Origin of the sequence: Actinomadura kijaniata NBRC 14229 (genome assembly GCF_001552175.1) — a bacterium.
In the GTDB taxonomy this organism is placed as follows: Bacteria; Actinomycetota; Actinomycetes; order Streptosporangiales; family Streptosporangiaceae; genus Spirillospora; species Spirillospora kijaniata.
This window is the reverse complement of the sequence record NZ_BCQR01000052.1, coordinates 35600-49405: the sequence shown is the minus strand read 5'-3', so window position 1 is coordinate 49405 and position 13806 is coordinate 35600. Positions and strand designations below refer to the sequence as shown.

Sequence of the window (13806 nt, the reverse complement as noted above, 5' to 3'; positions counted from 1 at the left end):
TCCGAGTACGGCGGATACCCGTAAATCGCCTGGATGCCGACGATGTCATCGGCAGTGAGGCTTCGGCGCATTCCGCCGTAGTACGCGTACATGACCGAGGACACGTCGTCGGAGTGGTCGAGCCCCAGACCGTGACCGATTTCGTGGAGCGCCACCGAGAGAAGATCGATTCCCGTGGGCGGAGTGTTCACCGTCCAGGTCTCGTCCTCATCGAAATGCAGGTCTCCGGCAAGGAGGCTGTCCGGTGGTGGAGGGAAGAAGCAGTGCGCGAGAACGTTCGAGGCGCCATCGAACGCCCAGCCGTCTCCGTGGTTGCCGGAATACCAGCCGATCTGCATGTCGCTCGCGCCAGGCGCCTCACCGAAGTGCAGGGGCGAGACCGCCGCCCAACGGTCGAACGCCTGCTGCACCGCCGCACGCGCATCGTTGACAGGCAGATCGGCCCCCGTGTTGTCGAAGTGGTAGGAGAGATTGTTCTTGCTCCAGCGGCGCCCGGACATGACGAAGCTGCGCGGTCCTTCTTCCGTCACGCCGTCGGGCCGGTCGGGAACCCCACAACGGGGCGTGTTCAGCAGAGCCAACGTCTTCGGGCCGACGAACCCATCCGACTTCAGGCCGTTCTGCTGTTGGAACGCGAGGACGGCCCTCTCCATGGTCTCGTCGAACCGCTCCACGTCATCCGGTTCGGCGTCCACCACCGGACGCCATCCCTCGAACTCGTAGAGTCTCTCGTTGGGGAAGTACCCGAAGTGCTTCAGGTAGTTGAAGAGTTTCCGCACCTCCGTGCCCGTGCTTCCGAGCCTCATGGTCCGTGACGGCACTCGATCCGACGTTGACATTTCTCCTCCTGTGATCCTGGTTCGGTTGCCATGCGAGGAACATGGCGGGCCGTTGAAGTCCGCAACGGCACGGAGAGCGGTAACGTGACCCCAAGACACTCGCTGTCGGGACACGGCGTCGAGTGGCGGGGACGGTTCCCTGAGGGACCGGGCCGGGCGGCTGGCACCGCAGGTGCGGTGGGCGCTGTCGCCGGGGCCGGGGGGCGGACGGTCGCCGCGTCGGGGGCGGGCGGCCGGTCACCGGTATGTATTTTCGGGTGACACGCTTTGCGCGTTTTGGTGCTTATCTCAGGTATAAGCCCAGGTCACTTGGGATACCAGAGCGCCAATTTCACATAGCGACAAATGATCTACCCTCCGTAGCAGGGTTCTCGGTGATGCCGTGGCACCCCGGGCCCGCCGTTCCTCGTGGCAGGGCCTGCACCGACCGCCACCGGTGACCCCGGCGGCACGCCACTGCTCACGCGGGTTCCGTGCTCTGGCTCTGTCCGTAAATCGGGGCCACGACACCGTCCGCAAGGCTGACAACAGCCTGGAGACCGCCCGCCGCGAACGTGAGGTACCCGTCCGCGCCATCACCGCCAGAGGCAGGATCCCAACCGGCGTCGTGCACCGAACCCCGCCCCAGACCTACGCGGAAGCCCAATGGCAGAGCCATGGCCGCGGCGGTCGCCGAGGGCGCCCTGTTGGGACCGGCCAGGAACGACCGCTCGGCGATGGCCCTGTCGTGCTTCGCGGTGATGTCGGGGACGGAGCCGGATCGGGCGCGATAGGACGCCGTCAAGGGCCCCTTCCGCATCGACCGGCCCAGCCTCTCGGTGGAGGTGGTGCGGGCGCCGCTCGACATCGACACCGACCCCGGCCGACCGGCAGCCTCGGGCGGACGCTGCCGCTGATGACGGTCGGCGCGCCGGAGTTCTCGCGGTGCACCACGCGCAAGGACCTGCTCGGGGGTCACAGGCATGTCCGCCCTGCACGTCTTGGCGGGCGGCTGCGAGGAGACGCTGCGACTGACGCTCGGTCGCGTCGGTGATCCCGGTCCGTCCGAGTTCAGGATCGTCAGCGATGCGCCGCTCGGCATTGCCCTGGAGCAGGAACGCGACGAGATCGCCGAAGTGCTCGCACGGGCCGGGTCGACCTGACCCGGCCCGTGCGAGCACTTCGGCCGAACGGGCGCCCTTCACCGGCCTTGAGGCGGTGAAGGGCGCCCCGTCATCATGTCCCGTGACCCGCGACGGCCTTGCTCGGGTCGTGAGGGAGTCTGCGGGCTCCGTGGTGATCGACCGTCCACCGGTTCTTCCGCGACGGTCGATCACCACTTCGAGCCGGCGGTGGCGGTGCGGCGGCAGCGTCCGCGCCACCGCCCACCGCACAGGACGAACGGGGTCAGCCCCGAGGTCCGTGCAGAGCCCTCACGCTCCGGCGTTTGCTGACTTGACCTCAACGAGGACCACGTTCACTTCCCCCGCCAGCAACTCCCAGGCGTGGTCGAAGGCGTCCTCCTGCCAGACGACCGCGCCGGGGTTCAGGTCCACGATCTGCGTCGTCCCGTCCGCCCAGGTCACCTTCTGTCGCCCGGAGCCGAGGTTGACCACGAGCATCGGCGGGTGCGAGTGCATCGCGCTCTCCCAACCGTGAGAGGCGCGCGCGTGGACCACCCGAACGTGCTCGTTCTCGAACAAGATCTGGTGCGCGTCGGGATCCACGACCGTTGCGTGCTGGGGCTTCTGAGTCGAGTTCTGGGTCTGTCTCGAAAGCGAACTACTCACCGCGGGCTCCTGTCCGCCGGGCTGCTGCGCGGCCTAACCTCGCTGGTCCACCCGGCTGCGTCGCTAAACCATAACCATGGTCAGTTGTTAAAAACAACCTCTATGAGCGGCAAGTTAGGATCAGGCTGGATACAGGAGGGAAGTGGTCATGCCGACCAGCCGTAGTTACCGGGATTCGTGTGGGATGGCTCGGGCCCTCGACGTCGTCGGGGAGCGGTGGGCGCTGCTGGTCGTCCGCGAGCTGCTCCTGGTGCCCCAACGCTTCTCCGAGCTGCGGCACGCCCTGCCCAACGCCAGCTCGAACCTGCTTGCCGACCGACTTCGGGAGCTCGAACATCACGGTGTGATCCGTCGCCGCAAACTGGCGTCGGCGGGCTCGCACGTCTACGAGCTGACCGAGTGGGGCCGGAAGCTGGAACCGATCGTCCTGGCTCTGAGCGAGTGGGGAATCGACGCCCCGAGCCCCCCGGAGCCCACCTCGCTCAGCGCCACCTCGGTGCTGATCTTCCTGCGGATCGGCCTTCGTCCCGACCCGGCGGCACCGCCGATCGTCTGCCGCCTCGATCTCGACGGCTCGGTCTGGACGGTCCGCGTCTCCTCCGGAGAGGTTCAGGTGCAGGGCGGCGAACCGGCCACGGCCGACATCTCGCTTCGCACGGACCCCAAGACGCTCGGCAGCCTGCTGGACAACCCGGCCTCGCTCGACTCCGCGCTCGCCGAAGGGAGCGTGGCGCTTGTGGGCGACCTGCTGACCCTCAAACAGCTGCTGTACGGAGCCCCCGACCCGCAACGGTCGTGATCGCCGCCCTCTACAGCGAGTGTGAGGTCATGGCGGTGAAAAGCGGTGGCTTGACGGGTGTCACGCATACGGCCCCCTCCCTGTTCGGGGCGGGGGCCGTTCGCGTGTTCGGGCGGTTGGCGCGGTGGGTGCCACCGCGCCGGTCATCACCGTGCCAGACGGTCACGAGACTTCACCGGTCGGGCACTTCTCACACGTCGTCCCAGGCCGCGGCGCACATCTTCCAGCCGGTCGCGGTCCGGATGAACTGGGTGGTCTGACGGCCCGCCCCCTCGAACCACTCGCCGTTGAGGTAGCCGGACTTGCCGTACTCGCTGAACCGGTGCGCGATCGACCCGAAGATCTCGGTGCGTTCGGAGACCTCCCACTCGGAGAACTCGGTGAGCGTCCCGTCGGTGAGCATCTTCTCCCGGGGCGCGATGAACGTGTCGAGGTCGTAGATCTCGGTCTTCCCCCCGACGTTCTTGATGATCAGTCCCTCCGGGATGAACACCTCACGGATGACGTCGAGGTTCGGCCGGCTGCCGCCGGTGTTGCCGAACGCACCGAACAGGGTGCGCATCATCTGGTCGAGCTCGGCCTTGACGTCGGCGGACATGGAACCTCCGATTCACATAACAAGTGTTTTGTGAACATATCCTGTCCGCATGCCACGCCACAAGGGAGACCATGACGCCCGACGCCGCGACGTGTCCGGGGCGGTGTGGCGGGTGCTGGCCGCGCACGGGTTCGGCGGCCTGACGCTGCGGGCGGTCGCCACCGAGATGGGCGCGACGACCGGCCTGCTCACGCACTACTTTCCGAACAAGAAGGCGCTGGTCGCGCATGCGCTGACGCTGCTGGACGAACGCCGGGCCGCGCGGCCCGGACACGCCGAGCCCGACGGGCTCGGCGCCCTGCGCGCGATAGTGCTGGACATCCTGCCGTGCACACCGCAGGCGGCCGCGGACAACCGGATCTGGGTCAGCTCGTGGGACGCGGCGCTGGCCGACCCGGATCTCGCCGCCGGGCACGCGGCCCGCTACGCGCGTTCGCGCGAGCGGATCCGGCACCAGGTGCGAACGGCGCAACGCCTGGGAGAGCTGCCGCCCGCGGATCCGGACGACATCGCGGCGACGATCCAGGCCTTCACGCTCGGCCTCATCGTGCAGGTTCTGTTCAGCCCGGAGGAGTTCCCACCCGAGCGGCAGACCCGCCTCCTGGACGACTTCTTGGCCGCCCTCGCAGTCGAAGGCCGGTAGCCCGGCGGATCAGGGGGCCGGTGGAGTCAGCTGCCGGAGCGGCTGGTTGCCCGTCGGGCGTCTTCCCGCGTTCGGGGTCCTTCGTCACACGGGCATCAGGGTCTCGGCCGGCGCGGGTCCGTGCGGCTCGGATCGCCGGATCGGTGCTCGCGACGCCGCCGGTCGTCGAGCGACACCTCGGCGCCTGGCCGAACGACCCGAGCCGGTCAAGGGCCTGCCGCGGGTCGCATTCGCTTTGGCGGCGGAAGTCAGGGCATCACTCCCGCCATGTAGGCCCCGACGACCACCAGGAGGCCGAGGAATCCGAGTGGGCCCGCCGTCCAGGAGGCCGCGAGCGCCTGCCCTGCCGTGGCACCGGCGTCCTCCAGGTCCTCACGTGTCCGCCTGACCGGCAGCATGCTCATGGCCACGGGCGTGTACAGCACCGCGGCGAGCACGGTGACGCAGGAGCCGACCCAGTCCAGGTCCATCTCGTAGCCGAGTTCCGCCCCCGTCTTGCAGAGTGCGAGGAAGGCCGCCGCGCAGAGCAGCTGCGCGCCTACGGCGCGCGCCAGGGCGCCCGGAACACCGCCCGCCCGGCGGGCGATCCAGCCGTGCAGCAGGTCGTCCACCACCACGGAGGAGACGGTCACCCCCCAGAAGAACAGCGCCACCAGTCCGAGCCAGCCCAGCGTTTCGAACATCGACCGATCCCACCCCGTCCCCGTCGTACGGACGAGCCGCACCGTGTGCGGTCCCCGCCACGGTGCCGACCCCGCTGACAACGAGACGTACCGGCGGACGGATCGGTGCCGCCGTTCTCGGCGGCCGGCATTCCGGCAGCGGCTTTCGCGGCGTTGGCGATCGTCACTGTCCGCGACGGTTTCCGCGCTCACAGTGGCCGGATTTTGATCTTGAAGGTAGGATGGGCGGTTCAGGCGGTGACCGTATGGCCGGGAGGCTGGGGAACGGTCACCGCCTGAGCCGTCCTCGCCCGGTCGGTCCAGGGCGCGGCCGTCAGAGGGACGGCGCCCGGTGGGTGAGGCGGGCGTTCACCACGGTGAGGAGGACGGGCAGCTCGGCGAGGTCCTCGTCCGGGACGGTGAGCGGGTTGTCGGCGAAGACCGTCAGGTCGGCCCGGTGGCCCGGGGCGAGCCGTCCCGCGCGGTCCTCTTCGGCGGCGACCCAGGCCGGGCTGAGGGTGTAGCCCTGGAGTGCCTGGAGCGGGGTCAGTGCCTGCTCCGGCCCGTGCGGCGGCCGCGTCAGGTCGCGGCTCGGGCGGCGGTGCCGGGCCCCCGCCATGACGGCGAGGGGCTGGTAGGGGGCGATGGGCCAGTCCGAGCCGAGGACGACCGTCGCGCCGGCGTCCCACAGGTCGCGGCAGCGGAACGCGCGGGCGGCGCGTTCCTCGCCGAGGCGGCGCGACCAGTTGTCGGTGTGGTCGGCGCGGGTGAACTCGCAGCAGTGGGTCGGCTGCATGGACGCCGCGACGCCGAGGCGGGCGAAGCGGCGCACGGTGTCGTCCGGGACGGTCTCGATGTGCTCGATGCGGTGCCGGGGGGAGCCCGCCTTCTCCCCCGTCCCGGCCTGCGCCTTCTCGATGGAGTCGAGCGCGTGCCGGACGGCGGCGTCGCCGATGGCGTGGGTGGCGGTGGGCACGCCCTCGCGGTGGAGTTCCGCGACGGCCCGGGTGTAGGCGTCCGGGTCGGGCCAGAAGGCGTGCGTGGACTCGCCGTGGCAGTCGGGCCGTTCGAGCCAGGCGGTGCCGTTGTCGATGGTTCCGTCCATGAACAGCTTCACGCCGGCGACCCGCCACAGGTCGCCGCCCGCCCCCTGGGTCCGGACGAGTCCGGCGATCGCGTCGGCGTCCGCGCCGGGCTGGCACCAGGGGGCGACGCGGACGCGCAGCGCGAGGTCGCCCGCCTCTTCCAGCGCGGCGTAGAGGGAGAGGCTGTCGCCGTTGGCGTCCATGGCGTGGCCCCCGGTCAGGCCCGCGGCGGCCATGCCGCGCAGGACGGCGGCGGCCCGCGCCCGGATCTCGGCGGCGGTGGGACGCGGCATGACGGCCTCGACGAGTTCGCACGCCGCGTCCTCCAGCAGCAGGCCGGTGGGCCGCCCCTCGTCGTCGCACACGATCTGGGACGACTGCGCGAAGTCGCGCGGGCCGTCGATGCCGGCGAGTTCCAGGGCGCGGGGGCTCGCCAGCATGGAGTGCGCGTCGAACAGGTCGATCGCGGCGGGGACGTCGGCGAGGACGGGGCCGAGCGCGGCGGCGGTGACGGGCCGGTCGCCGAAGACGTTCGGGTCGAGGCCCCAGCCGCGCAGCCACGCGCCGGGGGCGAGGGCGCGGGCCTCGCGGGCCAGGGCCTCGCGGACGGCGGCGAGGTCGGCGCAGCCGGACAGGTCGACGCCCATCGTCCGCTCGGCGCCGGACAGCGGGTGCGTGTGCCCGTCCACGAGGCCCGGGGTGACGACCGCCCCCCGCACGTCGATGACCGTCGTCGCCGACCCGGCGAGCGCGCGGATCTCCCGGTCGTCGCCGAGGGCGGTGATCCGGCCGCCGCCCGCGGCGAGCGCGGTGTGCGGGAGCGGGCCGCCGGTCAGCGGGTCGAGCAGCCGGGCGGACAGCAGGACGAGATCGGGGTGCAAGGGGACGGCTCCAAAGGGTGTCGGTGCGGGGTCAGTGCGGTGCGGCCGGACGCCCGGCCAGGCGGCCGTCCGCGAGTCCGAGGTCGCGTTCGGCGATGGTGACGGCCATGTTCGTGATGACCTCGGGGTGGTCGTCGCGGCCGGTGTTGGCGTGGGAGGCGAGCCCGTCCAGGACGACGAGGATCCGCATGGCGGTCAGCTCGGGGTCGGCGGCCCGGAACTCGCCCCCGGCGGCGCCGTCCCGGATCAGGCCCGCCAGGCGGTCGCGCCACAGCGCCTCCTGGTGGTGGACGCGTTCGCGCAGGGTGGCGCGGTAGCGGCTGAGGTGCCGGGCGTTCAGCCAGAGCCGGCTCATCTCGTCGTACCGCTCCCCCGAGGTCAGCGCGAAGAAGCGCGCGAGGTGCCCGGTGGCGTCGCCGTCCGGCCGGACGGCCGGGATCAGCTCCTCCAGTTCCGAGGACGCGGCGGCGCCGAACGCCTCGGCGACCAGATCCTCGGCGGCCGGGAAGTAGTGGCTGATCAGCCCGGGCCGGACGGCCAGCTCGTCGGCGACCCGCCGCAGCGTCACGCATTCCAGGCCTTCGGCCAGGGCGATCGCCGAGGCGGCCGCGACGATCTCGGCGCGGCGCGTCTCCGGCGTCTTGCGAACGCGTTTCGGCTGTGCTCTTGACAACACGCCTCCCAAGTTATTGGTTATGCGACCAATAGAGCAAGTCCGGAGGACCTGCATGGCATCCACGATTCCAGACCCCCTGGACGGCCCCGCCCCCGTCAGCCCGCTCCCCGCCGGGACCGACCGCGCCGCGACCGACCGCGCGGGCCGCGTCGAGGCGCGCGGCATCGACTTCATCCCGGACGGCGAGCGGCACGGCCGGGCGCGGGAGCTGTTCGCCGTGTGGGCCGCGCCGAACGTCAGCTACCTGTCGCTCGTCGTCGGCGGCGCGCTGGTCCTGATGGGCCTGAACCTCTGGCAGTCGCTCACCCTGATCGTCGTGGGCAACCTGTTCTGGCTGCTGGTCGGCCTGATCGCCACGAGCGGCCCGGCCGCGGGCGCCCCCAGCGAAGTGATCATGCGGGCGATGTACGGGATCCGGGGCAACCGGGTGGTCATCGCGATCACCGGCTGGTTCGTCTCCGTCAACTACCTCGCGCTGAACTGGGCGGCGGCCTCGCTGGCCGCGTTCGGGCTGCTGGGCGGCCTCGGCGTGCCCGTCGGCACACCGGTCAAGATCGTGACCATCGTGGCGATCGCGGCCGCGACCCTCGCCATCAGCGTGTACGGGCACGCCACCATCGTGAAGCTGTACCCGCTGCTGACATGGGCGCTCACCGCCGCGTTCGCCGTCCTCGCGGTGTACGTCCTGAGGCACGCGCACTGGGACCACCAGCCCGCCGAGCCCCTGCGCGGCGCGGCGCTGTGGGCCGCGCTCACCGCCGCCCTCGCCCTCGTCGCCTCGGCGCCGCTGTCGTACAACAACAGCGCCGACTTCTCCCGGTACCTGCCGCGCGCCACCTCGCCGAAGGCCGTCGCGGGCTGGACGGCGCTGGGCGCGTTCCTCCCGTCCGTGCTGTTCACGGCGCTCGGAACGCTCGCCGGGACCGCCGTCGACATGACGGACCCGCAGACCGCGCTCGCCACGATCCTGCCGGACTGGTTCGAACCGGTGTTCCTGCTGTCGGTCATCGTCGGCACCATCGCCAACAACGCCATGACCGCCTACAGCTCGGGCCTCGCGCTCCAGGCGGTCGGCCTGCGCCTCCGCAGGTCGCGCAGCGTGGCGCTGGACGGCGCCCTCGGCCTCGCGCTGACCCTGTACGCGCTGCTCGTCTCCGACTTCCTCGACACCGTCAGCAACCTGCTCCAGGTCATGGTCGTGCTGCTCGGCCCCAGCATGGCGGTCTACGCGACCGACGTCCTGTGGCGCCGCAACCGGTACGACGGCCGCGCGCTGGGCGACGAGACGCGCGGCGGCCCGTTCTGGTACACCGGCGGCGTCAACCCGGCCGGGGTGATCGCCCTGCTCACCGGCGCCGCCGTGGCCTCCCAGTGCGTGAACACGCCGATGTACACCGGCGCGATCGCGAAGGCGGCCGGCGGGGTGGATCTCTCCCTTCCCGCGGGCATGGTGATCTCCGCGGGCCTGTACGTCCTGCTGATGCGGTCGCGCCGCGCCGCCATCCGTTGACCTCGTCCTTTTCCGAACACCAGGAGATGACCATGACCCCGCCAGAGCGTTACGGCCCGCAGTTCGGCCCCGACATCACCTTCCTCGGGGTGCCGCGCTGCACGTGGTCGGACCCGTCCACCTACGCCGACGCGGACGTGGTGATCCTGGGCGCGCCGTTCGACGGCGGCACGTCCCACCGGCCCGGCACCCGGTTCGGCCCCCAGTACATCCGGCAGACCTGCTACCTGCCGCACGACGGGTCGCGTCCGTCCCTGGCGCTGCGCGTGGACGGGTTGCAGGGCGACCTGACCGTGTACGACGCCGGAGATGTCGAGATGTACTCGGGCGACGCCGAGCGCTCCGTCCGGGACCTGCAGGAGGCCGTCTACACCGTCACCGCGAACGGGGCGATCCCGCTGGTCCTGGGCGGCGACCACACCATCGCCTGGCCGGACGCCGCGGGCGTGGCGCAGCACCTGGGCCAGGGCCGCGTCTCGATGATCCATTTCGACGCGCACGCCGACACCGGGGACATCGAGTTCGGCTCGCTGATCGGGCACGGCCAGCCGATGCGGCGGCTGATCGAGTCCGGCGCCCTGCGCGGCGACCGGTTCCTGCAGATGGGCCTGCGCGGCTACTGGCCCGGCCCCGAGACGCTCGCGTGGATGGCCGAGCAGGGCATGCGCTCGTACGAGATGACGGAGATCGTCGCCCGCGGGCTGGACGAGTGCCTCACCGAGGCGTTCGCGATCGCCACCGACGAGTGCGACGGCGTGTTCCTGTCGGTCGACATCGACGTGTGCGACCCCGGGCACGCCCCCGGCACCGGCACGCCGGAACCCGGCGGCCTCACCGCCCGCCAGCTCCTGGATGCGGTCCGCCGCATCGCCTACGAGCTGCCCGTCGCCGGGATCGACGTCGTCGAGGTGTCGCCGCCCTACGACCACGCCGACATCACGTCCGCGCTGGCCAACCGCGTCGTCCTGGAGGCGCTGTCGGGCATCGCGCGCCGCCGCCGCGACACCCGCGACGGCACCGCGTGGGACCCGAGGCAGCCCCTCCTCGACGACCGCTGACCCGGCCCCAGGCCCGGCCGCCGTCGACGTCCGACGACGGCCGGACGGGCGCGGCCAGATCAGCACGGCCGTGAGAGGACCGCTTCCGGGTCCCCGACCAGGCGGACGCACCGCACCGACCTCAGCAGCAAGGGCGCCAGCCCCGCCGACACGATGACGCACGCGCACACCAGCAGGGTCCCCGCCGCCCCCGCCGCCGCCAGCAAGGGCCCGGTCAGCAGGTAGACCCCTGGAGCGGCGGCGACCTGCACCGTGTCGGTGTAGTTGGTCACCCGGCCTTGCAGGTCGGCCGGAACATGCTGCTGGACGGCGCTGCGCCAGGCGACCATCGCCATGGCCAGCCCGCCGGCCCCCGCCGCGGCCGCCGCCATCGCGCCGCTCAGCGGCGCCTGCACCGCGAACGCCACCGGCGGCAACGCCAGCAGGCTGCTCCCAACGCACGCGACCCACATCGCCCGCCGAGGCTCCGCCAGCAGACTCACCGCCGCACCCGCGGCCATCCCGGCGGCGAACGCCGCGGTGATCCAGCCCCATGCGGCCGCGCCCCCGTGATGAGCGGCGGCGTGCGCCGGGCCCAGGATGAAGAACGCCAGGTGCCAGAACGGCACCAGCACGGCCCCGGCGAGGGTGTAGGACCACAGCCAGGTCCTGGTGGTGATCGCCTGCCAGCCCTGCCGCATCTCGGCGGCGAACCCCGCGCGCGCCCGTCGCACGGGCGGGACCCGGACTCCCCGCAGCACCAGCACGGAGATCCCGGTGAGCACCGCGTTCACGCCCAACCCCGCCGCCGGGCCCGCTCCGGCGACCACCGCACCGCCGACCGGCGGCCCCACCATCCTGATCGCGTACATCGTCAGCTTCGTCAGCGCGTTGGCGGCGGGCAGCTGCCGGACGGGGACCAGATCGCGGGAGACGCCCGCGCCCGCACCGCCCGACAGCGCTCCGGCCCCGGCGGCCACCGCCGCGGTGACCGCCAGGTTCCACACGGCCGCGCGACCGGACGCGGCCAGCACCGCCTCGACGGCCAGCGTGACGGTCACGACGCCACCGGCGCAGGCCATGGCCGTGACCCTCGGCAGGCGGTCGGCGACCGTCCCCAGGACCGGGGTCAGCACGATCGTGGCGACCATCTGGGCCAGCATCACCGTGGCGATTCCCGGCGCGCCCGCTCCGCCGGCCAGCACCGTGAACGCCACCGCACCGGTCGCCATCGTCGAGCCGAACGTGTTGATGCGGCCCGCGACGAAGAACCGGAGATAGTGCGGGTTGCCGCGCAGCGGCGCCACCGCCCGGCGCAGCCGGGCCCGCATCACCACGCCTGCCGCGCGTGACCGGCCCTGGTCCCCGGCGGGACCGGCGAACTCGGCGGCGCAGCGGGATGCCGGGTCATGCGTCCCTCCCGAACGGCTGAGACCGGCGACCAGGACGGCGGGTGCTCACAGTGTGGCCGTCGCCTCGCCCTCGGAGCGAGGCCGGACACGCCCCGGCGCGGTGAGGTCTTGGTGGCGTCGAGGTGCGTTCGGTGGTCCGGCGGGACGGACCCGACGGGGAAGGCGCGGGAGGCCGGGTGGGCCCCGGGGTGGGGTCTGCCCGGCCTCCCGGTTCGGTCCGTGGTGGCTACCGGACCGAGAAACTTCCCTGCACGCGCACGTCGACCTCGCGGCTGGGGCCGGCGATGAGCTGCACGTTCTGGGTGTATCCGGTGGTGTTGTGCCAGATCTCGCCGCCCTGGCCCGGCGACAGGGGCTTCGTGCAGCCGTAGTCCCTGCCGCCGCCCGCGGGCTCGACGCAGAACGCGATCTGCTTCCCTCCCGAGGCGGCGAGATGGGCGTGCACCCTCTTGCCGTGCTCGACCAGGAAGGGGCGGCTGCACACGGCGAAGGCGAGCGCGAAGCCGGGGACGACGCAGTCCACGGCCGTGGCCACCTTCGCCGCCGGGGCGCCAGGGGTCTGTTCCGCGTTCGCCGTGCCCGCTCCGGTCCCCGCCATCACGGTCGCGGCCGCGAGAGCGAACGCCGCCCGGACGGTGTTTCGTCGTGCCATGTCATGCTTCCCTCCGTTGCCGTGCGAAGGGCGGTCGCCGTGGCGGCGGACCGCCCTTCCTTGTGGCAACAGAATGGCCCTGATTGACCACGGAAAGTAACCTTCGGTGGGATGAGCTGCTGTTCCTTCCGTCGGCGTAGTTTCGTTCCGCCCTGCGGAGGAGCCCGCGCCGACGGGCCGGGCGGTCAGCGGCGGTCCTGCTTCAGGACCTCGGGGTTGGCGCAGTGGGCCAGGGGCTCGCCGCGCAGGTGGCGGGCGACGTCCCCGGCGAGGATGCGGGCGGCGTTCATGGCCGTCTGCTTGCTCGCCCCGGCCAGGTGCGGGGTGACGGTGAGGTTGGGGGTGGTCAGCAGCCTCGACCCGGCGGGGATCGGCTCCTCGGGGAAGACGTCGCAGGCGGCCGCGTAGAGGTGGCCGCTGTCCAGGGCGTCGCAGAGGGCGTCGTAGTCCAGCAGCGCCCCGCGGGCGCAGTTGACGACGACCGCCCCGGCGGGGAGCGCGGCGAGCTCGGCCTTGCCGATCATGCCGGTGGTCTCGGGTGTGACGCGGGCGTGCAGGGAGAGGATCTGCGCGCGGGACAGCAGGTCGGCGAACGGCACCTGCTCGGCGACGCCGTCGAGGTCGGCGGCGTACGGGTCGTGGACGAGCACGCGGGCGCCGAGCGCGTTCAGCATGCGGGCGACCCGGCGGCCGACCGCGCCGTAGCCGACCAGGCCGACGGTGCTGCCCTCGATCTCGGGGCCGACCTGCTCGTAGCGGTAGTAGTCGCCGCGCCACACGCCCGTGTGCAGGTCGGAATGGGTCTGCGGGATGCGCCGCACCGCCGCCATGATCATGCCGAGGGTGTGCTCGGCGGTGGCGGCGGCGTTGCGGCCGGGGGCGAAGGCGACCGCGACGCCGTGCTCGGTGGCGGCCTCCAGGTTGGCGTTGACCGGGCCGCCCCGGCTGACGCCGAAGAAGGCCAGGTCGGGGCAGGCCTCCAGAACGCGGCGGGTCAGCGGGGCCATCTGGGTCAGGCAGACCCGGACGCCGCGCAGCGCCTCGATCATCTGCTCCTCGGTGCCCGACGCCTCGTCGACCTCGCCGACCCGGCCGAACGGCTCCACGGGCCAGGGCAGGGTGAGCTCGGTGAACTCCAGGTCGGCGGAGGTCTCGGCGCGGACGGCCTCGACGAGGAGCCGGTTGAGGACGAAGTGGTCGCCGGCGGCGAGGACACGGGTGGGCATGGGGACTCCTGGTTCGT

At 72.1% G+C, this 13806-nt stretch carries 14 protein-coding genes; 5 read left to right on the top strand and 9 right to left on the bottom strand.

The window, feature by feature from the left end; genetic code table 11:
- Positions 1–779: M10 family metallopeptidase domain-containing protein (locus AKI01S_RS17890; protein ID WP_169813974.1), on the bottom strand; the 779-nt coding region annotated here is incomplete at its 3' end.
- Positions 780–1801: 1022 nt separating this feature from the next.
- Here AKI01S_RS17890 and AKI01S_RS17880 point away from each other — a divergent pair.
- Entirely contained in the window at positions 1802–1981 is a 180-nt protein-coding gene (locus AKI01S_RS17880; protein WP_067818600.1) for a hypothetical protein, read from the top strand.
- Between the two features lie 270 nt (positions 1982–2251).
- On the opposite strand, the gene AKI01S_RS17875 is transcribed toward AKI01S_RS17880, so the two are convergent.
- Positions 2252–2545, bottom strand: coding sequence for a hypothetical protein (locus AKI01S_RS17875; RefSeq protein ID WP_157419912.1), 294 nt, complete (start codon positions 2543–2545; stop codon positions 2252–2254).
- 247 nt (positions 2546–2792) lie between these two features.
- Here AKI01S_RS17875 and AKI01S_RS17870 point away from each other — a divergent pair, with 247 nt between their 5' ends.
- Complete coding sequence (locus AKI01S_RS17870; RefSeq protein ID WP_218009713.1) at positions 2793–3407, top strand: winged helix-turn-helix transcriptional regulator; 615 nt, start codon at positions 2793–2795, stop codon at positions 3405–3407.
- Between the two features lie 190 nt (positions 3408–3597).
- Here AKI01S_RS17870 and AKI01S_RS17865 read toward each other — a convergent pair whose 3' ends face one another.
- Entirely contained in the window at positions 3598–4005 is a 408-nt protein-coding gene (locus AKI01S_RS17865) for a DUF4440 domain-containing protein (RefSeq protein WP_067818594.1), read from the bottom strand.
- A gap of 49 nt (positions 4006–4054) precedes the next feature.
- Here AKI01S_RS17865 and AKI01S_RS17860 point away from each other — a divergent pair, with 49 nt between their 5' ends.
- A complete protein-coding gene (locus tag AKI01S_RS17860; protein WP_083999765.1) occupies positions 4055–4648 on the top strand; it encodes a TetR/AcrR family transcriptional regulator in 594 nt (197 codons plus the stop codon).
- 248 nt (positions 4649–4896) lie between these two features.
- Here the strand turns inward: AKI01S_RS17860 and AKI01S_RS17855 are convergent, their stop codons facing one another.
- From AKI01S_RS17855 to AKI01S_RS17845, 3 genes are all read right to left on the bottom strand, one after another.
- The gene (locus AKI01S_RS17855) at positions 4897–5331 is read right to left on the bottom strand and encodes a hypothetical protein (RefSeq protein ID WP_067818591.1); all 435 of its coding nucleotides are present in this window, start codon (positions 5329–5331) and stop codon (positions 4897–4899) included.
- Between the two features lie 313 nt (positions 5332–5644).
- On the bottom strand, positions 5645–7276 hold the full coding sequence (locus AKI01S_RS17850; protein WP_067818589.1) for an amidohydrolase: 1632 nt from the start codon (positions 7274–7276) through the stop codon (positions 5645–5647).
- A gap of 31 nt (positions 7277–7307) precedes the next feature.
- Positions 7308–7952, bottom strand: a complete 645-nt coding sequence (locus tag AKI01S_RS17845) for a TetR/AcrR family transcriptional regulator (RefSeq protein ID WP_067818587.1) — start codon at positions 7950–7952, stop codon at positions 7308–7310.
- Between the two features lie 52 nt (positions 7953–8004).
- Here AKI01S_RS17845 and AKI01S_RS17840 point away from each other — a divergent pair, with 52 nt between their 5' ends.
- A complete protein-coding gene (locus tag AKI01S_RS17840; RefSeq protein ID WP_067818584.1) occupies positions 8005–9462 on the top strand; it encodes a purine-cytosine permease family protein in 1458 nt (485 codons plus the stop codon).
- A gap of 32 nt (positions 9463–9494) precedes the next feature.
- A complete protein-coding gene (speB, locus tag AKI01S_RS17835; RefSeq protein WP_067818581.1) occupies positions 9495–10520 on the top strand; it encodes an agmatinase in 1026 nt (341 codons plus the stop codon).
- Positions 10521–10579: 59 nt separating this feature from the next.
- Here speB and AKI01S_RS17830 read toward each other — a convergent pair whose 3' ends face one another.
- The 3 genes from AKI01S_RS17830 to AKI01S_RS17820 form a co-directional block, all read right to left on the bottom strand.
- Entirely contained in the window at positions 10580–11830 is a 1251-nt protein-coding gene (locus AKI01S_RS17830) for an MFS transporter (protein WP_157419911.1), read from the bottom strand.
- A 307-nt stretch (positions 11831–12137) separates the two neighbouring features.
- Positions 12138–12563: a hypothetical protein gene (locus AKI01S_RS17825; RefSeq protein WP_067818574.1), complete on the bottom strand. Its 426-nt coding sequence runs from the start codon at positions 12561–12563 to the stop codon at positions 12138–12140.
- A 185-nt stretch (positions 12564–12748) separates the two neighbouring features.
- Positions 12749–13789 carry a 2-hydroxyacid dehydrogenase gene (locus AKI01S_RS17820; RefSeq protein WP_067818569.1) on the bottom strand — a complete coding sequence of 347 codons (1041 nt, stop codon included), beginning with the start codon at positions 13787–13789 and terminating at the stop codon, positions 12749–12751.
- Positions 13790–13806 lie beyond the last annotated feature (17 nt).

Bases quoted from the DNA above. Each gene is read 5' to 3' on its own strand.
- AKI01S_RS17880 (WP_067818600.1), top strand. From the start codon at position 1,802: ATGTCCGCCCTGCACGTCTTGGCGGGCGGCTGCGAGGAGACGCTGCGA.
- AKI01S_RS17870 (WP_218009713.1), top strand. From the start codon at position 2,793: ATGGCTCGGGCCCTCGACGTCGTCGGGGAGCGGTGGGCGCTGCTGGTC.
- AKI01S_RS17865 (WP_067818594.1), bottom strand. From the start codon at position 4,005: ATGTCCGCCGACGTCAAGGCCGAGCTCGACCAGATGATGCGCACCCTG.
- AKI01S_RS17860 (WP_083999765.1), top strand. From the start codon at position 4,055: ATGCCACGCCACAAGGGAGACCATGACGCCCGACGCCGCGACGTGTCC.
- AKI01S_RS17855 (WP_067818591.1), bottom strand. From the start codon at position 5,331: ATGTTCGAAACGCTGGGCTGGCTCGGACTGGTGGCGCTGTTCTTCTGG.
- AKI01S_RS17840 (WP_067818584.1), top strand. From the start codon at position 8,005: ATGGCATCCACGATTCCAGACCCCCTGGACGGCCCCGCCCCCGTCAGC.
- speB (WP_067818581.1), top strand. From the start codon at position 9,495: ATGACCCCGCCAGAGCGTTACGGCCCGCAGTTCGGCCCCGACATCACC.
- AKI01S_RS17830 (WP_157419911.1), bottom strand. From the start codon at position 11,830: ATGCGGGCCCGGCTGCGCCGGGCGGTGGCGCCGCTGCGCGGCAACCCG.
- AKI01S_RS17825 (WP_067818574.1), bottom strand. From the start codon at position 12,563: ATGGCACGACGAAACACCGTCCGGGCGGCGTTCGCTCTCGCGGCCGCG.
- AKI01S_RS17820 (WP_067818569.1), bottom strand. From the start codon at position 13,789: ATGCCCACCCGTGTCCTCGCCGCCGGCGACCACTTCGTCCTCAACCGG.